Annotated in this window: 16 protein-coding genes, 1 tRNA gene, 1 rRNA gene and 1 pseudogene; 15 read left to right on the top strand and 4 right to left on the bottom strand. The window is 51.9% G+C overall.

Annotated features, from left to right (window positions below; translation table 11 throughout):
• Positions 1 to 465 precede the first annotated feature (465 nt).
• The 4 genes from PVA19_RS22160 (at position 466) to PVA19_RS22145 (ending at position 5,932) form a co-directional block, all read left to right on the top strand.
• Positions 466 to 3,398: ribosomal RNA gene (locus PVA19_RS22160) — 23S ribosomal RNA — on the top strand.
• 263 nt (positions 3,399 to 3,661) lie between these two features.
• Positions 3,662 to 3,738 (top strand) — tRNA-Met (locus PVA19_RS22155).
• Between the two features lie 513 nt (positions 3,739 to 4,251).
• On the top strand, positions 4,252 to 4,806 hold the full coding sequence (locus tag PVA19_RS22150) for an acyltransferase (protein ID WP_274104267.1): 555 nt from the start codon (positions 4,252 to 4,254) through the stop codon (positions 4,804 to 4,806).
• A 352-nt stretch (positions 4,807 to 5,158) separates the two neighbouring features.
• A complete protein-coding gene (locus PVA19_RS22145) occupies positions 5,159 to 5,932 on the top strand; it encodes a class I SAM-dependent methyltransferase (RefSeq protein WP_274104266.1) in 774 nt (257 codons plus the stop codon).
• Here PVA19_RS22145 and PVA19_RS22140 read toward each other — a convergent pair.
• Genes PVA19_RS22140 through PVA19_RS22130 form a run of 3 tightly spaced genes read right to left on the bottom strand, consistent with a single transcriptional unit; the run spans position 5,926 to position 9,530 of the window.
• Positions 5,926 to 7,302: an O-antigen ligase family protein gene (locus PVA19_RS22140; protein ID WP_274104265.1), complete on the bottom strand. Its 1,377-nt coding sequence runs from the start codon at positions 7,300 to 7,302 to the stop codon at positions 5,926 to 5,928. The two genes, PVA19_RS22145 and PVA19_RS22140, sit on opposite strands and share 7 nt — an antisense overlap.
• Positions 7,256 to 8,404 (bottom strand): glycosyltransferase family 4 protein, encoded by a 1,149-nt coding sequence (locus tag PVA19_RS22135; protein WP_274104264.1) that lies wholly within the window; start codon positions 8,402 to 8,404, stop codon positions 7,256 to 7,258. The genes PVA19_RS22140 and PVA19_RS22135 overlap by 47 nt, the downstream gene beginning before the upstream one ends.
• On the bottom strand, positions 8,358 to 9,530 hold the full coding sequence (locus PVA19_RS22130; RefSeq protein ID WP_274104262.1) for a glycosyltransferase family 4 protein: 1,173 nt from the start codon (positions 9,528 to 9,530) through the stop codon (positions 8,358 to 8,360). Before PVA19_RS22130 ends, PVA19_RS22135 begins: the two co-directional genes overlap by 47 nt.
• Here PVA19_RS22130 and PVA19_RS22125 point away from each other — a divergent pair.
• From PVA19_RS22125 to PVA19_RS22080, 10 genes are all read left to right on the top strand, one after another.
• Positions 9,510 to 9,737 (top strand): hypothetical protein, encoded by a 228-nt coding sequence (locus PVA19_RS22125; protein WP_144622821.1) that lies wholly within the window; start codon positions 9,510 to 9,512, stop codon positions 9,735 to 9,737. The genes PVA19_RS22130 and PVA19_RS22125 overlap by 21 nt on opposite strands.
• A 246-nt stretch (positions 9,738 to 9,983) precedes the next feature.
• Entirely contained in the window at positions 9,984 to 11,090 is a 1,107-nt protein-coding gene (locus tag PVA19_RS22120) for a calcium-binding protein (protein ID WP_274104260.1), read from the top strand.
• A gap of 120 nt (positions 11,091 to 11,210) precedes the next feature.
• On the top strand, positions 11,211 to 12,473 hold the full coding sequence (locus PVA19_RS22115; protein ID WP_113265094.1) for a hypothetical protein: 1,263 nt from the start codon (positions 11,211 to 11,213) through the stop codon (positions 12,471 to 12,473).
• Positions 12,474 to 12,485: 12 nt separating this feature from the next.
• Positions 12,486 to 13,934 (top strand): lipopolysaccharide biosynthesis protein, encoded by a 1,449-nt coding sequence (locus PVA19_RS22110; RefSeq protein ID WP_274104259.1) that lies wholly within the window; start codon positions 12,486 to 12,488, stop codon positions 13,932 to 13,934.
• Positions 13,931 to 15,340 (top strand): hypothetical protein, encoded by a 1,410-nt coding sequence (locus PVA19_RS22105; protein ID WP_274104258.1) that lies wholly within the window; start codon positions 13,931 to 13,933, stop codon positions 15,338 to 15,340. The genes PVA19_RS22110 and PVA19_RS22105 overlap by 4 nt, the downstream gene beginning before the upstream one ends.
• Positions 15,341 to 15,986: 646 nt before the next feature.
• Positions 15,987 to 17,195: a polysaccharide biosynthesis/export family protein gene (locus PVA19_RS22100; protein WP_113180514.1), complete on the top strand. Its 1,209-nt coding sequence runs from the start codon at positions 15,987 to 15,989 to the stop codon at positions 17,193 to 17,195.
• Between the two features lie 85 nt (positions 17,196 to 17,280).
• A complete protein-coding gene (locus PVA19_RS22095; RefSeq protein ID WP_113265091.1) occupies positions 17,281 to 17,934 on the top strand; it encodes a hypothetical protein in 654 nt (217 codons plus the stop codon).
• A gap of 37 nt (positions 17,935 to 17,971) precedes the next feature.
• Complete coding sequence (locus tag PVA19_RS22090) at positions 17,972 to 20,254, top strand: polysaccharide biosynthesis tyrosine autokinase (RefSeq protein WP_274104257.1); 2,283 nt, start codon at positions 17,972 to 17,974, stop codon at positions 20,252 to 20,254.
• 7 nt (positions 20,255 to 20,261) lie between these two features.
• Positions 20,262 to 20,960 carry a hypothetical protein gene (locus PVA19_RS22085; RefSeq protein ID WP_274104255.1) on the top strand — a complete coding sequence of 233 codons (699 nt, stop codon included), beginning with the start codon at positions 20,262 to 20,264 and terminating at the stop codon, positions 20,958 to 20,960.
• A gap of 76 nt (positions 20,961 to 21,036) precedes the next feature.
• The gene (locus PVA19_RS22080) at positions 21,037 to 21,249 is read left to right on the top strand and encodes a KTSC domain-containing protein (RefSeq protein ID WP_062597541.1); all 213 of its coding nucleotides are present in this window, start codon (positions 21,037 to 21,039) and stop codon (positions 21,247 to 21,249) included.
• A gap of 118 nt (positions 21,250 to 21,367) precedes the next feature.
• Here the strand turns inward: PVA19_RS22080 and PVA19_RS22075 are convergent, their stop codons facing one another.
• Positions 21,368 to 21,619, bottom strand: coding sequence for a hypothetical protein (locus PVA19_RS22075; protein WP_274104253.1), 252 nt, complete (start codon positions 21,617 to 21,619; stop codon positions 21,368 to 21,370).
• An 84-nt stretch (positions 21,620 to 21,703) separates the two neighbouring features.
• On the opposite strand from PVA19_RS22075, the pseudogene PVA19_RS22070 reads away from it, so the two are divergent.
• A pseudogene (locus PVA19_RS22070) lies at positions 21,704 to 22,350 on the top strand (transposase); the annotation flags it as partial.
• Positions 22,351 to 22,500: the final 150 nt, after the last annotated feature.

Here is a 22,500-nt window from a genome sequence, read left to right as displayed (position 1 = left end):
TCTGGAGAAATAAAGGTTTGCACCTTCATCGACTATCGATGGAAGTGCCTGTTTTGGATACATTGTGAAGAGAAGATATGTCTGGAAGCTTCCAGGTGTTTTGAACCCATTGGGTTTGAGACGTCCGAGCCCAGTCTCAGAGAAACCATGTGATGGCTTAGTCGGCTGGAATTGGTGGAGGGATTGGAGGTAGGAAGGAAGCTTGTCCGAGGCATTTTTGTTGTTGGGGCTTATGTCCCTCTGATGAAGATGCTGGATTGGTGTTGCCTGACCGCGCATCACCGGATGATATCTCGAGAAGCTGGTCTTAATGGTATGGCTTCGAGGTGCACCGGCGTGCCCTCAATGAAGACTATACCGAACACGTCGATGGCATCGTGACTTGGCTGGGTTGTAAAAGGTAACCTTGCCTGTCGTTCATTCCTTCGGAATGACGACTTGATGATGAGCATAGACAATGAGAACGAAGAAGTGAATTAAGGGCATTTGGTGGATGCCTTGGCATGCACAGGCGAAGAAGGACGTGATACGCTGCGAAAAGCCGTGGGGAGCTGCGAATAAGCTTTGATCCATGGATCTCCGAATGGGGCAACCCACCTCAGATATCTAGAAAATCTGTTTTGCTGCACACTTGAATAGTCTTCTTATTGGTTTGCATGGGACTTCCCATACAGACCTTCAGGTCGTCGCCAATCGTTTGGCGCGCCGTCCGCAGGCCTTCGGCCGTGAGGACAGAGGACACCCGGGAGATCGGGTTCAAGGGTTCAGCGAAAGAGGTTTCTAGATATCGCAATGAGGTATCTGCACCTGAATACATAGGGTGTAAGAAGCGAACGCAGGGAACTGAAACATCTAAGTACCTGCAGGAAAGGACATCAACCGAGACTCCGTAAGTAGTGGCGAGCGAACGCGGACCAGGCCAGTGGCAATGATGAATAAAGCGGAACGATTTGGAAAGGTCGGCCATAGCGGGTGATAGCCCCGTACGCGTAGAACAGTCATTGTCCTTGAGTAGGGCGGGACACGTGAAATCCTGTCTGAACATGGGGAGACCACTCTCCAAGCCTAAGTACTCGTGCATGACCGATAGCGAACAAGTACCGTGAGGGAAAGGTGAAAAGCACCCCGACGAGGGGAGTGAAATAGAACCTGAAACCGGATGCCTACAAACAGTCGGAGCCCGCAAGGGTGACGGCGTACCTTTTGTATAATGGGTCAACGACTTAGTGTAACGAGCAAGCTTAAGCCGGTAGGTGTAGGCGTAGCGAAAGCGAGTCTGAATAGGGCGTTCAGTTCGTTGCATTAGACCCGAAACCGAGTGATCTAGCCATGAGCAGGCTGAAGGTTGGGTAACACCAACTGGAGGGCCGAACCCATAACTGTTGCAATAGTTCGGGATGACTTGTGGCTAGGGGTGAAAGGCCAATCAAACTCGGAAATAGCTGGTTCTCCGCGAAATCTATTTAGGTAGAGCGTCGACCGAATACCCTCGGGGGTAGAGCACTGGATGGGCTATGGGGACTCACCGTCTTACTGATCCTAACCAAACTCCGAATACCGAGGAGTACTAGTCGGCAGACACACGGCGGGTGCTAACGTCCGTCGTGAAGAGGGCAACAACCCTGACCTCCAGCTAAGGTCCCCAAGTCATGGCTAAGTGGGAAAGGATGTGAGGATCCCAAAACAACCAGGATGTTGGCTTAGAAGCAGCCATCATTTAAAGAAAGCGTAACAGCTCACTGGTCTAAATAAGGGTCTTTGCGCCGAAAATGTAACGGGGCTAAAGCCATGCACCGAAGCTGAGGATACAACGTAAGTTGTGTGGTAGCGGAGCGTTCCGTAAGTCTGTGAAGGCGGACCCGTGAGGGCTGCTGGAGATATCGGAAGTGCGAATGTTGACATGAGTAACGATAAAGGGAGTGAGAGACTCCCTCGCCGAAAGACCAAGGGTTCCTGCTTAAAGTTAATCTGAGCAGGGTTAGCCGGCCCCTAAGACGAGGCGGACACGCGTAGTCGATGGGAACCACGTTAATATTCGTGGGCCTGGTGGTAGTGACGGATCTTGTGTGTTGTTCAACCTTATTGGATTGGTTGGGCGGCGAAGAGGTTCCAGGAAATAGCTCCACCGTATAGACCGTACCCGAAACCGACACAGGTGGTCAGGTAGAGTATACCAAGGCGCTTGAGAGAACTATGTTGAAGGAACTCGGCAAATTGCACGCGTAACTTCGGAAGAAGCGTGACCCTTTTGCACGCAAGTGTGATGGGGTGGCACAGACCAGGGGGTAGCGACTGTTTATCAAAAACACAGGGCTCTGCGAAGTAGCAATACGACGTATAGGGTCTGACGCCTGCCCGGTGCTGGAAGGTTAAAGGGAGAGGTGCAAGCTTTGAACTGAAGCCCCAGTAAACGGCGGCCGTAACTATAACGGTCCTAAGGTAGCGAAATTCCTTGTCGGGTAAGTTCCGACCTGCACGAATGGCGTAACGACTTCCCCGCTGTCTCCAACATAGACTCAGTGAAATTGAATTCCCCGTGAAGATGCGGGGTTCCTGCGGTCAGACGGAAAGACCCCGTGCACCTTTACTATAGCTTTACACTGGCATTCGCCAAGGCATGTGTAGGATAGGTGGTAGGCTTTGAAGCAGGGACGCCAGTTCCTGTGGAGCCATCCTTGAAATACCACCCTTATCTTCGTGGATGTCTAACCGCGGTCCGTTATCCGGATCCGGGACAGTGTATGGTGGGTAGTTTGACTGGGGCGGTCGCCTCCGAAAGAGTAACGGAGGCGCGCGATGGTTAGCTCAGACCGGTCGGAAATCGGTCGTCGAGTGCAATGGCATAAGCTAGCCTGACTGCGAGACTGACAAGTCGAGCAGAGACGAAAGTCGGTCATAGTGATCCGGTGGTCCCGTGTGGAAGGGCCATCGCTCAACGGATAAAAGGTACGCCGGGGATAACAGGCTGATGACCCCCAAGAGTCCATATCGACGGGGTTGTTTGGCACCTCGATGTCGACTCATCGCATCCTGGGGCTGGAGCAGGTCCCAAGGGTATGGCTGTTCGCCATTTAAAGCGGTACGTGAGTTGGGTTCAGAACGTCGTGAGACAGTTCGGTCCCTATCTGCCGTGGGTGTAGGAATATTGACAGGATCTGTCCCTAGTACGAGAGGACCGGGATGGACGTATCTCTGGTGGATCTGTTGTCCTGCCAAGGGCATAGCAGAGTAGCTATATACGGAATGGATAACCGCTGAAGGCATCTAAGCGGGAAACCAACCTGAAAACGAGTGTTCCCTATCAGAGCCGTGGAAGACGACCACGTCGATAGGACGGGTGTGGAAGTGCAGTAATGCATGAAGCTTACCGTTACTAATAGCTCGAGCGACTTCTTCGTTCCCATTGTTCATGCTCATCGAATAAAACTCGATCGCATCACGTGTTCATTTCCCATTCCGAACACGGCCGTGAAACGCCCCAGCGCCAATGGTACTCCGTCTTAAGACGCGGGAGAGTAGGTCGCTGCCAGGTCTGCTAAACGCAACTCAAATTATCTTCTCAATCACAAACCTCTCGGCACAGGCCGAAACAATAGGCCGCACACAAAGCGGCCTTTTGCAGTTCTAAAGCTTACTCGACATCCAAGTCGATCGCAGTCAACGCGGGGTGGAGCAGCCCGGTAGCTCGTCAGGCTCATAACCTGAAGGCCGCAGGTTCAAATCCTGCCCCCGCAACCAAGAAATTCTAGAAAATTTCAATGTATCAAGCCCTCCCGAAAGGAGGGCTTTCTTGCGTGTTGCGCCTGGCGCGCCGCCATCACGAAAACCGTGGGCGGTTTGACGTTACAGTGCCCAGACGTTCCATCTAGTTTTGAGTTCGCTCCGGCGGTTTTTGGTTGCTGTCTTTGGGGTGTTAGCCGTGGGTTGCGGCGCCAAGCCGTCCGGCGACTTGAACTCGCATCACGTAGCTGATTGACGCCTCAGCGAACTCGGAGGACGTCAGCGACCAAGTCTAATGTTGTTGATTATCTTGTGATCGCTGCGCGAGCTTGAGAGCGTTGCTCAAGCGGGGGGCAGTGATGAGACAAGCGTTTCATTCGGGAGTACATCTCGCAATCACCCATTTGAGCTTTCGTTGAAGGCGTTCAGGGGCGGTTCAGCAGCTGCAATAGCTAGTTTCGACCGGAGTGGGATTGTAATCTCTTTGGCAAAGTGGTTTCTGAGCGCGACGCTGCTTGTTGGGGAAGTTTCGTGATTAAGAAAACGCTGAATAAGGCGATTGTGCATGGTCTCTACTATGTGAGTTGCCTTCTACCTCCGGATCCTCTGAGTAACCGGGCTCGAGCATACTTCTACAAGCTGAGCGGCGGACGGAGGTTCGGGAAGAATGTCGCTATCTTGCCCTTCGTTTATATTAACAGTGGTAAGCTGACGCTCGGCGACAACGTCTATCTTAACCAACGTTGCTATATCGATCTCTCGGCAGAGGTGACAATTGGCGCTAACGTCAAGGTTGGGCCAGGTGTCAGCTTTGTCACTGCCAACCATGAGATAGGCGACAGCAACACTCGATGTGGGAACGTCAAGCCCGCTCCGATTGTTGTCGGGGATGGTGCCTGGATCGGTGCCAATGCTGTCTTACTTGGCGGCTGCAAGATCGGACGAGGAGCAATTGTTGCTGCTGGGGCAGTAGTTACCAAAGACGTTGCTCCGGACACGATGGTCGGCGGCGTGCCGGCTAGGCTTATTAGGAATCTGCAGACAGAATTGGATGCTATCGATACCTCTTCCCATCCAGCCCAATGAGATCACAACTCTACATGTGACGAAGCCCGAGTAACTGGGATCTGTGCAGCAGCGCGGATAGACACGCCCATTAAGCTGCGAGAATTGCCTCGCTAACTACGGATTTTCTACATGGGTGTCTGGATAGCAATTTATTGCTGAGTAAGTCCCTGATTGCAGTTCCTAGACTCACAACCCTATTGGTGCGTGTTCTGGATGCAACGGCGCGGGTTCCATCAACAATCGACTTATGCTGGCAACAGTAATCGACAAATATTAGAGACTTGTGGGTTTCAACTCCAATAGTTCTTGCGCGAATCATCGATCGGTTCAACAACTTGTGAACTAGGGGTAAAAGTTTTGGTTGGGGACTATGAACCGAAAGCTCGCTTATGAATTGCGAAGATATATTCCTGTCTCTATCGCTAACCGCCTTGCGCGCTATCGAAGGATGTTCCAGGTTCTCCGCGAGTTTAACGGCCGCCACAAGCGCGAATGTCCTATTTGTGGATACAAGGGGTTCTTCTACGCGGTAGGAGTGCCACTCCGTTTCGACGCTGCGTGCTCGCAATGCAGTTCGGTTGAGCGCCACAGGCAGCATCATCTGTTGACCAAAAAGCACCCTGATTGGATTGATGGCGCGGAAATCCTGCATTTTGGTGCGGAGCGCTGTTTTGTCCCTGAATACAAGTCGCGAGCCTCTCGCTATATCATGGCGGATGCGGTCCCGACTCGTGAGGAAACACAGGTCGATATCCAAAAAATCCAATACCCGGATAACACGTTTGATACCGTGATCTGCCATCAGATCCTAGAGCACGTCGTAGACGACTCTGCTGCGATGCGAGAGCTTCATCGCGTGGTGCGGCCCTCTGGACGGGTGCTCTTAACCACGCCAGTCGTCGCCAAGTGGAAGAGTTCACTGGTTGATATTGGCACAAGTGATGCAAAAACGAGAGATTTACTGTTCGGACAATCTGACCACCTCAGATACTATGGCGCTGATTTCAAGGATAGCCTCCAGCGGGTCGGCTTCGAGATCGATGAATATATCGCCCAAGAACCTGATGTTTCCAAATATAGTTTGGTGCGCGGAGAAACGATCTACGTAGCGACGAAGTCTGATCCGTCGCTACCTCTTCACTGAAGATTCTTTTTAGCGATTGAGGTCGATATCGCGATAATTGCTGCGAATAACCCTGATATTCCCGGAATCTCGAGCGAGAAATCGACGGAAGCATGTATGGCGACGAGAGCTAGCGAACTGATGCCCATCGCAACATAGGAACGTTGCCGCGGGGCTGCTTTAAGCGATGATATGAGAAGGAACGAGATCCAACCAATTGTCGCAACAATTAATACCGGTCCCATGACGCCAAGTTCAATCCAGGACTGTAAGTAGGTATTATGCGCTTTTTCCCAAATTCCTTGCAATCCGCATCTAGGATCGCGGTAAGGCGCAAAGACATCCCTGAATGTTCCAGCTCCGCTTCCCAGTACTATGTTCGCGTCGAGCGCGCGGAACATCCCCGGCAATGCGCACATGCGGGGCTCGCTCGATCCAATAGCCGTCGCCCGAAATACGACACGCTCGCCAATCAAAACGGTAGCTCCTACCGAAAGAACAGCAATAACTACGATCGAGCCGGCAATATGGCGCGCCAATTTTACTCCGGCATATCTCTGCTTTAATCTAAGCCACACGAGCAGAGACGCCAGCAGTAGTGCAGCGAAAATAGTCGACGCGATGGCGCCTCGCGATTTTGTCAGAAATAAAGCTACGGTTAGTGCGCAAAACAAGATCACGTAAAAATAGATCTTAGTCATTGAGCGGTCTGTAGATTTTGGCATGAACAGCACACCAGCGAAAATATCGCGGCTGCGAAAGTCACGGCACGCAGACCAAAGCTGCCGTACAACAAGTATGATCGTAAGCCCGACAAGAGTACCAGCACTATTTCGATTGATCAATGTTGCTGTGAAACTGTCGATATAAGCCTGTTTTTCGACTGTCAGAACGTATCCTGGGCTCAGAAGGAACTGAACAAACGACAACATGACAAGAGCGCTGCAACCCAACGTCAGCATGACGTTGAATTCTCGTGCATCAGTCTCTGTTTGTAAAACGACGACACCCGTCAAATAGATCAAGACCGGATACGCTAAGAATTGTACGGCGAAAATTGAATCGCTTGGTTGGACGGAGATCGTCCCAGAGCTTCCAGGCATGCCAAAATTTAGTAGTCCCGCTTGGATGAGAATCCACGCGATTGCAATACAGAGATAGCTTGATGCTACGATGACGGGACTAGTACTCCGGCTCGGGATTCCTCGCAGACAAACGGCAAGAATGAGCAATATTGATATCGCGCAGCATGCGGTTGAAAGGGCGAAAGGACGCGCGGAGCCGAAAGCGACTATCCCTAACAGGATGATGGCGGTGTAAGCCGCCGACAGGAGAGAGGCCAATTTAAAGTGGTGACTTAACCACTTCGGTGGCCGAGGCATGTTGGCCATCGAGAAGCTCGCGATAGAGATGATGCACCGTTGTGTGGAGTTTGTGTTTACTAAAGTTCTTATTGATATGGTCGCGACCGGCGGTCATCATCGAACTAATCCTGGCCTCGTCAGAGATAATCGTTCGTATCGCGCTTTTGAAACCCTCTCCGTCTGTCGCTATGAAGCCAGTGACGCCATCAAGCACCATTTCCGTTGTGCCGCCCGTTGGTGTCGCGATCACTGGAAGCCCCATCGACATAGGCTCCAAAATCGTTCTGGCCAGTGGTTCCGCTGCCTGGGCAGGCGCGCAAATGACGTCCAAATTCTGATAGACAGCCTCTGGATCAGTGAAAAATCCCTCGAATGTGACATTCCGTGTCAAATCCAAAGCAGCGACCTGCGACTTGATTTCCGCCTCGTACTCAGGAGACTCAGCAGCGAACTTGCCACGGACAAACAGATGCGTCTCTAATCCCTCAGAATTTGATTGCTTCACCCAGTTAAGAAGTGTGTGGAGCCCCTTATGGGGATGAATGCGGCCGATGAAACCAACCCTCACCGGCGTACCGGGAGATAACGCAATTTGCGGACGCGGGTCGATGCCGTTGAATATAACTCTTCCGTTGCTGGGAAGCTTCTCGTCTGGATAGCAAGCCCGAGAAACAAAAACGGCCCTGGACGCTAGTTTGGTGAGAAGTCGCCATACGGCCTTTTCTTGTGCCGTATAGGCGATGTCCCGAAAGTGCATGACAAGCTTTGGCGACTTGCCAAATTTCGTCAGCAGGGCGATCGAGTGAGCCTTGAGGCCATTCGTGTGAACGATATCAATGTTGTGACGCAAGGCGGTGGACCGCAGATCTCTCGAAGCACGCCAAGCGTCGGAGAGCGCCTTAAGTCCGTGCCATACTTTAAATGGCCGACGTACGTGATGAACAGAGCCAAAGTCGATGACCTCAACCGGAATATTCATCGCCCGCGCTCGGACGGCCAACTCCCCCTCTTCAGGGACAGCCAAAACCGGGTCGATATTCGGGTTTGCTAGAAGATCGAAAAGAGACCGTTCGGCGCCCCCCTTAAAATCTGGAACTGGCGAAAGATAGAGCGCTTTGATCTTCTGCATCTGGCAAGCCTAAATTCGGGAAATAATCCGCAACGAGGGTGGTAATGCCGCTTCTAAAACGTTGAGCGGAAAAATTCTCTGCATTCTTGACGCAATTCTCGACCGTAATTTCCGATCGATGATTTTCGAACTGCTTTACCGCGGCAATGATTGCATCGACTGTCTGTTCGTGAAAGTGGACTCCAGTGGGAGAAGCCTTATCCAAGCCTCTCACAGTTTCGAAAGTGCCGCCTTTCGAGAAAGCTATGACTGGCGTGCCGCAAGCTTGAGCTTCTACGGGGACAATTCCGAAGTCTTCCTCGGCCGCAAAAACAAACGCTTTCGCCTGAGCTATCTTCGATCGCAGCACGTCGCTGGTCTGGTATCCCATCAGCGTGACATTGCCGCTCGCGGCCTTACGAGCCTTCTCATAATCCGGACCCTCGCCAATGACGACCAGGTGCTTATCTGGCATCTGGGCGAAAGCTTCGATGATCAAAGGAATCTTCTTGTAAGGCACCATTCGGGATGCCGTAATATAATAATCCTGCTTTTCATGATGGGGTTTGAAAAAACGAAGATCTACCGGAGGGTTGACGACCTTTGCTTCGAGGCCATAAGTCTTCTTAATTCGTCGAGCTACGAACGCTGAATTGGCAATCATTAGGTCGGGTCCGTGGGCGGTTCTTATGTCCCACATCCGTAAATAATGAAGTAGTATGCGAGCAATCCCCGATTTGATGCCTTTCTCCATCCGAGCTTCCTTGAGGTAAACCGCTTGCTGGTCCCAAGCATACCGCATCGGCGAGTGGACATAAGAGATGTGGATCTGTTGCGGCCCAGTTATTATCCCTTTGGCAACTGAACTCGAAGATGAGATCACCAGATCAAAAGCAGAAAAATCGAACTGCTCAATAGCAAGGGGCATAATTCCAATGTACTGCCGGTGTTTGGTCCGCACCATGGGCATCTTCTGAAGGAAGCTCGTATGTATCTTCTTTCCGTCCAAGAAGCCCCTGTCCGCCTTCGGCAGAAAATCGATGAGGGTGAACAGCTCTGCCTGAGGGAAAATCTCGAATAGCTCCGCCAATACCTTTTCTGCCCCACCCATGACGTAGAGCCAGTCATGTACGATCGCGACTTTCAAGTTAGTATCCTTCCGGCAGGCGAATTGTTCGGGGCAAAGAGAAATCTGCGCCATTTCGATATTGTTAATCCCGAGGGTGCAGCGCAAAAAACAAATAAAGCGGTGCGGGCTAACATGCAAGGCTGTTTCGCCGGACTCACTGGATTATGCAATTTTAAGTTAAATCAATTAAACCGCCGTGCAAAATTAGATCGCAGAATCCCTTGAATCTTTAAGAAAAGTCATGATGGCAGGGAATATTGCTAACATTCTCAAAAATATTCAATTTTACCTTTTTTTCGAGAGCGGAAACTCCACACTGGGCGATTTGAGCGTTAATTATAAAGTAAGTCTTCTGCGATTACTAGTTGACCATAGGTTAATGAAAAGTTAAATAGTTTCAGAACAGTTAATTTAGACATGTTCGCTAATTAAAAATAGAGAGCTAGTTAACTTAAAAGAGAGGATTGCGACATGGTTTCGACCATAGCTGATATTGACGTCACGAAGATCGCGGCGGACGGCCAGGGGAACATCAATGGCTCCAGCAAAGATGATCTCCTGTTCATGAGTGGTGCTGGAATTGCGCAGGCCGGCGACGGTAACGACATCGTTTTCGGCGGCACTGGCAATGACACCCTGCGTGGGGACGCCGGGGACGACCTTCTCTACGGCGGCGCTGGCAATGACACGCTTAATGGTGGCGTAGGCGACGATATCCTTCTCGGCGGAGAAGGAAACGATGTACTGTTTGGCGGAGTCGGAAACGACATCCTTTCAGGTGGCAACGGTGCCGACAAGTTCTTCTTTGAAGCAAATGCCGGTAACGATCGCATCACCGATTTGAATTTTGGTGAAGGCGATGTCATCACATTTGCCGTCGGCACCTTGAACGAGATGGGAAACAAGCAGCTGACGATTTCTTCGCAGTCTGACCTGATGGCATTCCTCGGCCGCACCGATGTTTCGTCTGAGGTGAAGGGAAGCGATCTCGTCATCAAGTACGGCCCGAATGGTGACACCCTGACGTTGCAAGGCTTCGGCGACCAGTCGGCTGCCGGTGCTCATATCAACGGTAATTCCGCGGATAACACAATCTTCGGCGGCCAGAACGGCAACCTGATCAATGCCGGTAACGGCGACGATACGGTTTTTGCAGGCGCCGGTGGAACGAAGATTAGCGGCGGAGCAGATCATGATCTCATCGTGGGCGGTGCAGGGAATGACATTCTCGGCGGCCAAGGTGGCGACGACATGATCTTCGGCGGTGCCGGCAACGATGAAATCTCCGGGGGAACCGGTAACGATATCCTGACCGGCGGCAGCGGCAACGACACGTTCAACTTCAAGTTCGGCGACGGTAAAGACACAATCGCCGACTTCTCCGCTGGCGACAAGATCAATCTTTACGACGGGTATGTGGCAGGACAGGCAGTAGCTACGGTCAGCTCTGTCGATGATCTGCATGCTCTCGTCAATTCCGGCTCTGCGACGTATGATACCAATGGCGACTCGGTAACGTTCCACTTTGCCGGTGGCGATATCAAGTTCATCGGTATCGATTGGACGACGCCCGTATAATTGAGAAACGGAGATTGGCCGGCTCAAGCCGGCCAATCTCAATCAATTGGTTTGCTTGTTTGACTCTCAAATTGACAATAATAGATCTTCATGCAACAGCTCAAATGCCCGGAGAGTTGAATGAAGTTTGTCTATCGTTGGCCTACGTTTTTTGAGCGATTAATTTATTACTTTCTTCTGCCGGATCTGATGGCAAAGATTGTGTATGAAATTATTCTGAAAGTCCCTGCAATTACTGTAAATCAGCCGAAGCAATTCGTGTTTTACGGACTTGTAGCGCTAGAGTACTTGATAATAGCCTTTCGCTACAAAACGTTTAGGCCTGCCTTGGCGCAGGTTAGTCCTATATGCATCATGCTAATAGTTATGATGTTTCACGGCATAGTTATTGGGCTATGGTGGGGAAACTCTATCTCTCGCATGGTGATCGATACGGTAAACGTCTTTGTAGTCTTTGCCAACGTTGTCATTCTCTCAGACCCACGCAAGATTGCGGATACTGCATTTGACCGCATCTTCTTCGTGAACCGCGTATATGCGGTCGTAATGGTCGCTCTTTCTGCCGTTGCTCTGGTTGTAAATCCCTCTTCCGTCATTTCCCTGGGAGGCTCGACTGCAACTGCGATCTCCGTGTCACTGATATTCACCGAGATCTACTTGATGCGCTCGCTGTCGGGCAGAGCGATATTGCGAGGGACGGTTGGATTGCTGATGCTCGCTGCGACCGTTCAGGGCTGGAATAGAACAACACTTGTATTTGTGGCCGCCGCAGTGCTCATCCTTTTTGCGAGAAAGGTTGGGCAGATGCCTTTCAAAATCGCCTATTTGTCGATGGCATCAGTTATGGTGGCCGCCGTCGCTTTAGCCGCCCTCCCTGAGGATAGTGCCCTCTCTCGTCGACTTGCGGGCCTTGAGGACGTCGATCTGTCAGCCCGTACTGGCTCGATCGGCGAACGTGAAGCAGAGTCCGACGCAGTAGGAGACAAAATTGCCGCGCTTGGACCAACTGGCAGGATTTTCGGCGCAGGTCATGGCGCGTCGTACGATGTGAAATATACGTGGGAATGGAAACTGGACTATTCTAATGCACATTATGGTTGGGTTCTATTTTATCTTCGATACGGGACCTTAGGCTACGTGTATTTAGGGCTTTGGATTTTCACCTTAATGATTTCGATCTTGAGAACATGGCGGTCAGAGAATCCAGCATCAATTTTTGTGTGCTTGCTGTCTATATGGAACGTCGGCTACCTCGGGACCTACGGCTATTTCTCCTTCTTTATCGCGGGCGTGCCTTTCGTTAGGCCAGCCTCTAGAGCCCAGAGGCGGGCGACCTTCAGTGTGACGGAGGGATCGCGTCGAGATCCTGTGCCGATCGCCTAGCAGAGAATGAAGATGGCCGCACGACGCAAAACCGCGATACTCCTCCCACTGGCACTTCTGCTGGCAAATTTCCTCAATATGGTGGGTATCGTTGTTCTTCCCAAGATCATCGACCCCAGCCAGTTTGCTCTCTTCAGCCTCGCCTCATCTTCAGGCCTTTTCCTCATCGCTGTCCTCTACGAATGGAATCGCATTACGATAATGCGATACAGCGTTGCCGTTGATCCCGAGGAGATGAGCCGTCGTAGGTCAGTATTGAAGCGCGCCAATATCGTTACAAGCATAGTTCTGCTCGTGATCAGCATTGTTGCCTACAGTTTCAGCAGTAACTGGTATGCGCTTGTATTTAGTATGGCGTGCCTCTTCGCGGTATCTCAAGCTATGTTTGAAGCTCGCCAGGCGTTCTTTCGAGCAGACTTTCTGGACCGGAATTATGCTGTAAGCCTTGTAGCCAGAGCTCTTCTGGGCTTCTCTCTTTTATGCGCGATAGGGTACTTATCCAACGACGCTTTTTTCGTCATGTGCGGATGGGCGGCGTCCTACGTGGTGGTCCTGTTTTTTACCCGATCGCTTGCAGGGAAATCGGTCCCGCGGCCTACGGATTGGAAAACTCTCAGGTTCTTACTTGGTTTCGGGGTTGGGGTTGCAATGGCTGCGATCGCCAACACGCTGCTATCTCCGCTTGTGCGTCTTCTTGCTGCAGAGTTCATCACACTTTCGGACAGCGGAAAACTCATGCTCGCGATGGATATTTCACAGAAAATAGTCGGGGTAATCGGCGTCAGTATCAACATTCTAACTCTGCAAGCCACTTTCCGTGCGCGCGAGTTTGGGGAGCATGAGGTTGTCAGGCGGCGCATCGGCATGCAGCTTTCAGTGGTGGTAGCTACAATCTTGCCGGCCGTAGTTGGGTTCATTGCGGTACAAGACGGGTTTACTTTCATCTTCATTCCCGATGCCTACCGCGATGTTTTTCTTCCAAACATCGCGTGGTGCATGGTTGCGGCTGGGTTGCTCGGATTTCGAGCTTTCGCACTCGACAGTATATTTATCGTTCTTGGTAGACCGTATACTGGACTGGTAGGGCCGCTCGTTACGGCCGCGGTCACGATTGCATCCGTTTTTGTGCTTACTTCATTACAAGATCCGTCAGCACTTCTATTTTCGAAAGCTCTCTGTTTCGGGGTCTTAGCAGGATCGATCTCGTCAATCATCGTTGCTCGGCGCTTGTTCCATTTCTCTTTGGATTTGCCAAACCTCGCTCGAATCACGGTCGCGGCAATTACCATGTATGCTTCGATCCAGCTAGTTCGTTTTGATAACGCAATAGTCGACTTCTCGGCATCGGTTGCCGCAGGTGCCTTTGTCTACGGCGCCATACTTCTTGCCTCAAATGCCTTCGGTTCGCATAAACTTCTACGTCTAGCCCTCGCCCGGGTGAAAAGAGGAAACGTTACATGAGAAAGTTGTTCGCAGTCGCGTTTGCTCTGGGGCTTGGATATTCCAGCTGTGCTCAGAGTTCAGACGGCGGGAAAGCGGGTTCGGAGTTTTTCGGTGTCGTGAGCCATTTCTTACACACCAGGCAAATCTACACAGATAAAGATGACAGCTGGTCGCTAACCCGGACCGCCCCACTTCAAGCTAGGCTGGGAAATCCTTGGGTTACCGAACAAATCTATGCATTGACGGCAAAGAGCCGAGCTCTCGTCGACGACGGCACAGCGAACAATGCCGATAAGTACAGAATATCCGAACGACGGAAACTGATAGACAAGTGGTTGTCAAACTACGATGAGGCCGGAACCAAGGTTCTGTTGACAGTGATGGCTGCTGCCCCTCGGGCGAAGAATTCCGATAAAATCAATGACGACTTCGGCAATTGGATTGCAGAACTTGTGTCGAGGCATAAGTCGATCAAAGTCGTACAACTTCATAACGAGCCAAATTTACGTTCGTTTTGGCCTGACAGTGCCGCTGACTATGTCGAGCTCTACCGTGGAATTGCGGGAAAGATAAAACAACAGAACCCGCAGGTCGCTATAACGGTCGGCGCGATATCGAGCCTTTCTTGGGAGCCGGGTCGAAAATGGCTTCGGGAGGCTATAAGCGCTGGCTTGCTGGAATTTGCTGACGGAGTTTCCGTTCATCCCTACAATCTCAAGGAAGCTCCAGAAATTGATCCGCACCTTAAGAGGGGCTCTCAAAAGGGCAGTCTCCGCGAAGGAATGCTGGCATTTTGGAAGGAGATGAAGGCCGCTTCTCCTGCAGGGAAAAATTTGAAAATTTACCTCACGGAGCTTGGATATTCCAGCGCCCCTAATGGTATAGCAGGAATTGGAAGCGAGGATCTACAGGCTAAATACTTGGCCCGATTGATGATGCTTCATCTAGACTTCAAAATACGTGACGGAATACCAACCGAAGCGGTCTTTTGGTACGATCTGAAAAACGACGGCCCGGATGCGAGCAATCAGGAGCACAATTTCGGACTTGTCTCGGCCGATTTGAAGCGTGAGAAGCCCGCCTTCGACGTCTATCGTCGAATTATAGAGGCATTGCCAGATGTCTCTGAGCTCAAACCGAGCACCGTGACACTCACGCCTGACGCCTCAGATGTACAGGTTCACCCGTGGGTCGATGCCAAAGGTAGGACCATAGTTGCCATCTGGCGCACAGGGCCATCGAAAGAGCCGGTTAATTTCGCACTCACCTCTACCGCAGGAGTTCAGTCCAAAACTGGAGATAGTTTGGATGTCGTCTCGGGTGTGAAATCCAAACTAGAATTGAAGTCTGTCGCCGGTGGTCAGGCGTTTACGCTTGAAGATCTTTCCGATGTAAAACTTGTCACTTTCAGCAATGGCTCGTGAACCGACTTCCTTTCGGTTCGTTGGCTCATTGATGTTTCGTGTCCTAAAGAAGGGAGCGGAAACGCCCTAAGCGACGAGGTAATTCTGCAACGTATTCGCTTGGGAAAGCCACGGCCTTTGGAGGAACCGGTGCCGAGTGGAGCGCAGCAACGGAGACGCTTGGATACCCTCATAGTCGATCTCCACTGACGAATCAGCGCAGCCGTGCTTTCGGGTTTCGGGACTGCATGTAGATACCCGGTGGCGAAAACATCCCTGCACGAGGCTTAGATTTGAAGAGCGAGACGCGTCCTTAATGCGTCTAGAAGAACGCGCGGCGCTCTAAGCTCGGTCGCTCGGATGAAGAAACGGACCCGACGACACTGGCCCGGTTCAAGCGGTATCGAGGCGTAACGTCGGACTTTTCAAGATGACGCAAGCCCCGAAGCGTATGGTGCCGGTTACCGGTCTCTACCGCCATTTGTTCGCTAGGCTTCGTATAATTTATGTAATACATACAACTGTCGAAGGCATCTCATCGAAACGAAAGAATCATTGTGTCCCCATAGACACATCCCTCTGATTATTGCCGAGGCTTATAATTAACTCCTTTTACAATAATCTGATCTATGTAATTCATGATCAATAACAATCCCACTGTTCGAGAATGAATTTGGCTAAATTTCTATTGCTAGCACTATTTGCATCAACGGCCGCATTGTCCGGATGCACGGCGTTACCTCGATCTGGGCCTGACGATGCTGCTGTTGAAAAGCAGGCGTCTGTCCGTGTGACGACTGAAGGTCGAAAAGTGGGAATCGACTACATTCTCGTTGATATCAACAAGACAATTTTGCCAAGTTTCCAGCAGCCGGCCGCGACGTCGATTCGTGATAGTTTCGGTGGCGGGCGCGGCGGTCCGCCTGATGTACCTCTCGGTATTGGTGATACCGTCCAGGTCTCCATTTTCGAAGCTCAGGCAGGTGGGTTGTTCATTCCGACCGAAGCGGGTAGTCGTCCCGGAAACTACATCACCTTGCCTTCTCAATCGATCGACAGAAGTGGAACACTTACGGTTCCATATGCCGGACGAATCGTCGCGGCAGGACGACCGAAAGAGCAAGTCGAGCGGGAAATTGAAGAGAAGCTCTCAAACCGCGCGATCGAGCCGCAGGTCGTTATAACGACAGTCAACGGCCGATCGAGTGAGGTTGCAGTCCTGGGTGATGTCGCCAAGGCCGGTAAGTTTGAGGTGACGTCGGCCGGGGAACGCGTTCTTGACCTGATTTCGGAAGCCGGGGGCATCAGTGCGCCGAGTATCGAAACCTATGTGACCCTGCAGCGTCGCGGGAAATCGGGGACAATTTCTTACGACAAGCTGCAAACTACGCCAGCTGAGAATATATATGCGTCTCCAGGCGACACTATCCTCGTGAATCGCGAGCGCCGCACGTACACCGTATATGGTGCTGCGGGCCTGAATGGCCGTTTCGATTTCGAAGAAACGAAACTTACTTTGGGTGAGGCGCTTGGGAAGGCTGGCGGACTGTTGGACGCACGTGCCGATCCAGGTCAGGTCTTTCTCTATCGGAAGGTTTCTCGTAAGACGATGCAAGGGCTTAGCATAGACACCAGCCGCTTCGTTGGAGAAGATATACCTGTGATCTTCCGCGCAAACATGCGTGACCCGGGATCGTTCTTCGCCGTCCAACAATTCGCGATGCAGGACAAGGATATTATCTACATCTCGAATGCGGACTCTGTTGAAGTCGTCAAGTTCCTGAATGTCCTCAATTCGGTTACATCCAACACCTCGGGTGCTGTGACCGACGCAGTTGACGGACGTGACGCTGCCAAGAGAATCTTCCGCAATTAACCGTTTAACTCTAAATCCTAAAGCAAAGCCTGCTGGGCTTGCTTGTGCGACATTCTGGACGTATTGTATTTCCAGAAAAACCACGATGGTGATGGATAGTATGAGTAGATTAACGGTAGGTTCGGTTTTATTGGCTTTGGCAATTATTGCGCCGGGTCAAGTATTCGCGCAATCTCATGCGGCTGGCTGTTTTATCGCTCCAGCTAAGGCAGGTGACGACGTGATTGGCGCTTTTTTGGGTGCGCCAGCTGAGATGGTCACCGTCTATCCTAGCGGCGGTTTCGAAATGGTAAGTCGCGTGCGCGCTCTCGCGGGCTCTAGTGCCGACGTGCTCGACCCGATGATTGGTCTTGTGCCGCAGTTCAATGCGACACAGAAGGCGGCATTGGGTACAGGGTTGGCGCGGGTTGCGCGCGCCTGTGCGGCTTCGACTCCTGAATACGCTCAGACAATTCAAGAAAAGGTTGCTGCTGCAAATTCGCCTGAAGTCACGACGGCATTCCTTTCTGCTTTGAATGAAGTGCAGACAGCGGCACTTGGTGCCGGCGCTGGCGGGGGTGCTGGGGGCGCAGCAGCCGGTGTTGGAGGCGGCGCTGCAGGCGACAGTTCAGGCGGTCTCGGAGGAGACAGCTCAACTGCGCAGACGGCTGGGGACTTCACGACCGGTTCGCGGTCCCGCAGGCTCGTGACCAACATCACAAACATTACAAACGAAGTTAACGGCACTAGCCCCTTCTAAGCAGTGGGCTGCCATCTGTCGCCACTTGGAGTATCCTGTGCAGTCACCCAATAGTAAATCGGGCTCGCAATTTGTATGGGAGGACAACGGGCCGCTTGTCAGTTCAATTGACCTTGATCGCGCATTCGCGATCATTCGGCGGCAATGGAGAGTGGTCGCGGGTATCACGCTGATTTCCATGCTGCTGGGCTGTGCATATGTTATCACCGCGGTCCCTCGTTATACTGCTACAGCCAGTGTGCTCATCGGCGGTTCGCCGGAAGGTCTCGTGACGAGGCTTTCGATGGACCAGGCCGCGGCAGATGATGATGCGACTATCTTGAGCCAAATCGAGATTTTGAAATCTGACACGATCGGCTTGGCCGTCGTCAATAAGTTATCGCTTTCGACAAATGGCGAATTCATGGCCTCTTCGGGAGGCGCGGTCGACACGCTGAAGCGTGCGTTCAACGTGCTCCTGGACTTGCCCTCTCTGTTTGTGAGTTCCGACCTGGCGCAGACTGACGAAGAAGAGGCCAGTCGCGATGCACTAAACGTCCTTCAGAGCAATATGACCATTGCGCGCGTGGGAAAGTCTTACGTTTTGGACGTCAGCTTCACCTCACCGAACCGGGAGATGTCCGCGACGGTTGCGAATGCGATTGCCGACATCTACATCAACGACAAGCTCGAGGCCAAGTATGAGGCGACGCGCCGCGCCAGTGAATGGTTGCAAACGCGCATCGACGAACTCAAGCAAAAGGCTCTGGAAAGCGATCTGGCGGTTCAGAAATACCGTGCTGAAAACAACCTTTTGGCGACAGGGAACGGCCTTCTCGCTGATCAGCAGCTTGCACAATTGAATAGTGCTATGATTGTTGCGCAAGCGGATACTTCGAAAGCCCAAGCGAAATATAATCATATCCAGGAAATACTGAAGTCTGGTCAGTCCGATGCTATCGTACCCGAGGTGCTTGAAAGCTCGGTGTCCAACGAACTCCGCCAAAAGTATCTTGCAGCGTCTAAGCTCGAAGCTGACATCTCTTCGCGGCTGGGTCCGAACCATATTCGTGCGGTCCGCCTTCGCGAAGAGATGGCAGAGTACCGCCGCCTGATGTTCGAAGAGCTAAACCGTATTTCGGAAAGCTATAAAAACGAGCTCGATGTGGCTCGTTCTCGTGAGAAGTCACTTGCCGATAGCGTCACTAGTGCCAAGACTGAAAGTGCATCGGCGGGGCAGAGCAGCGTACAGCTGCGTGAATTGGAACGTTCAGCGGAAACATATAGAAATCTCTATCAGACATTCCTACAGCGATACCAAGAAGCGATCCAGCAACAGTCCTTCCCCATAACAGAAGCGCGTATCATAACCCGCCCGGTTAAGCCGCAACGCCCCAGCTATCCGCGAAAGTTGATGGTCATTGCACTTTTTGGTATCTTCGGTGCCGCCCTTGGCTCTGGATTTGCCGGTATTCGTGAAATGCGCGACCGTTTTTTCCGGACGGGAGAGCAAATTCGGGACGAAGTTAACCTGGAGTATCTGGGCTCACTTCCGCGGCTCGAAGACAAGCCTCTCGGCTTGACGGTTATCGATAATACAAAGAAACGAAATCTCCAGAAGAGTGGGACACTTGCCAGTTACGCTATCGATCACCCTCTCTCGGTGTTTGCCGAAACACTTCGCAGTGCCAAAATGTCGATTGACATGCGAAAGGCGGGTGAGGGTGGCCGTGTCGTCGGAATCGCATCGACCCTTCCAGGAGAAGGGAAGTCCACCGTCGCGCTCAATCTCGCTGAATTGGCGGCGTCTCAAGGGTCCCGGGTGCTGCTGATCGACTGCGATTTCCGGAATCCAGGAGCAACGAAAGCCGCTGGATCGCACGCTGAGGTCGGGCTTTTGGAGGTATTGATTTCCGGTGCACGGCTTCAGGATGTGATCCTTCAAAGCGAAAAAACTGGTCTGTCGTTTGTGCCTGCTGTTGTTCGGCACCGAGTACCGAACTCATCCGAACTTTTGTCTTCGCGAATGATGCGTAACGTCCTGGATCTCGCTCGTTCTAAGTTTGACTATGTCATTCTTGACTTGCCACCCTTGGCGCCCGTTGTTGATGCACGTGGTATTGAACCGCTCATCGATGACTTTGTGTTTGTCATCGAATGGGGCAGGATTTCTCGGCGGATTGTTTCGACGACGTTGGGCAGAGACGAAGAGATCCGTTCAAAATGCGTTGGCGCCATATTGAACAAGGTTGATACAAAGAAAATGAAACTCTACGAGACGCATGGCTCGGAGGCGTATTATATGTCGCGATATACGTCCTACTATTCCGAGGCGAGCTGACGTTAGAGTGAAGCTGCTGTCCGGTGCACTTGTTTTAATTGCAGCAACGTTGGTTTTTGCTGTCGCGGCGAATGAACTTGCCAGGACGCTCCGATATGTCGACCTTGTTTATGTGAACGATAAGTTCGAGGGCAGGGGCGAACGTGCCAACTCCATCATTCACGAATACGCATTCGTAGCCGAGAAAGTGTCGATGCGTGGCGAGTGCCGCTCGGATATCTTAGATGCTGCGGTCGGTGTCGTTCTTGCGGATCTTGATCGGCTAAACCCTGATACAGATTACGAACGATGGGTGGAGTCGGCAGGTCGCGCCCAAAACGTGGTCGAACATGCTGTACGCTGTGCACCGTTCGTCTCCGATTATTCGCTGAGGCTTGCTATGATCAAGAGAGCTGCGGGTGAGGAGGCTAGCCAGCAAGCTACTTTGATGTCCAGGGCTGTAGAACTTGATCCCGCGAGCATGCGTGGTTTGCGCAGCCGATTTGCGCAATGGCGAAAGCTGGATGCGGCCAGCCTCAAGGCGGCGGAGCCCGCTCTTACGAGAGACCTCACCACCCTGTTAGGTTACGCATCGCCTGCGACAGTTCGCGAGCTGCTGAAGCAGCCGAGCCCGACGCTGTCTAGTTATATCTTCAGCGTTACCATGCATCTCCCAGAAGAACGTCGTCAGAGACTGGAGCGGTGGAAAGTGTTACCGAAAACTTAAACGCATTCGCTCAGTTTGCTTGACTTTTTTGCGATGCAACGTAACTTATGCTGCATAGCAAACAGGAGGCTGTCTCATGAAAGTACTTCTGAAGTCGAAGTTGATTGAAGGCGTGGACTATGATGAAAGCGCGAACCGCCTGAAGATCTTTCTCACAAACGGTCAACGCCGCGAATATTGTGATGTGCCGCGTGACGTCTACGAAGGTTTTGTAGACGCCGAGTCACCCGGTAGCTACTATGTTAGACAGGTGAGGGGCAATTTCTCCCACAACGTTCAACACCAGTGAGATGAATTAGAGCATCGATCGACTATCCTTAATCGCATGAATTCCATCTTTGGACGATCTCTGATTCCCTTCAAATGGAGGTTCATCACGGGGTCGGTTTCAATCGTTTGATATTTCCTCAGGTGTTGTGGCGGTAGGTGACGGCCACCAGTCGTGTCGGTCTGCGGCACGGCAGTTCCGCGTTAGCGAGAGGGCTGCGATCAAACTTGTTCGGCGTCATGCGGTGAGCCGCACGATCAAGCCGTATGGGTAAGGGCACCCGCCTTCCAGGGGAGAGCTTTCTCCCTATTTGCCGCTGCTGGTCGCCAAGGTCGAGCGCAAGCCAGACATCACTATGCCGGAAATGGCTGAGAAGTTTGATAAAGCGCATGGCTGACGTGCCCCCGTTAAATTAGGCCATTTAGAACTGGAATTTTCCACTTATGATTCCTTGTGGGAAGAGGAGGAGAATTCAATGAAGGCCTCGAAGTTTTCGGAAGCGCAGATCGCGTTTGTTTTGAAGCAGGCAGAGGATGGAACACCAATCGGCGAGGTCTGCCGCAAGGCGGGAATTTCGGACGCGACGTTTTACAATTGGCGCAAAAAATACGCGGGCTTGATGCCCTCGGAGATGAAGCGGCTACGACAGCTTTAGGAGGAGAATGCCAAGCTGAAGCGGATTGTTGCCGACCTGTCGCTGGACAAGGCCATGCTGCAGGATGTGCTTTCAAAAAAGCTTTGAGGCCTGCCCGCAAGCGCAAGCTTGTCGACACGATCAAGGCGGACTGGAAGGTTTCGATCCGGCGTGCATGCTCGGTGTTGAAAGTTGACCCTTCGCTCTATGTCTACAAGTCCAGGCGTGGCGAGCAGGCCGAGTTAAAGCTGAAGATCAAGGACATCTGCCAGACGCGGGTACGCTACGGCTACAGGCGTGTGCATATCCTTATCAAGCGTGAAGGCTGGTCTGTGAACCCGAAGCGAATCTATCGTCTTTACAAGGAGATGGACCTCCAGCTTCGCAACAAGGTTCCCAAGCGCCGGGTCAAGGCGAAGCTACGGGCTGACCGCACGGAGCCGACCTATTCCAACCATGTTTGGGCGATGGATTTCGTTCATGACCGTAAGCGGCAAGCTGACCCCATCTGGCGTAGTTAGAGCGTTCGCTTGTAAATCAGATATACGATTCACAAACTGTGAGCTTCTATGTCTGCGCCTAGCTCTGGAACCAGAAACTTCCATATGATCGAGGCCGTTACGGAACGGCTTGAAGGT

Source organism: Agrobacterium sp. CNPSo 3708, assembly GCF_028674915.1.
GTDB classification, from domain to species: domain Bacteria; phylum Pseudomonadota; class Alphaproteobacteria; order Rhizobiales; family Rhizobiaceae; genus Agrobacterium; species Agrobacterium cavarae.
The sequence above is the reverse complement of the archived record's forward strand: the minus strand, read 5'-3'. Positions and strand labels throughout refer to the sequence as shown.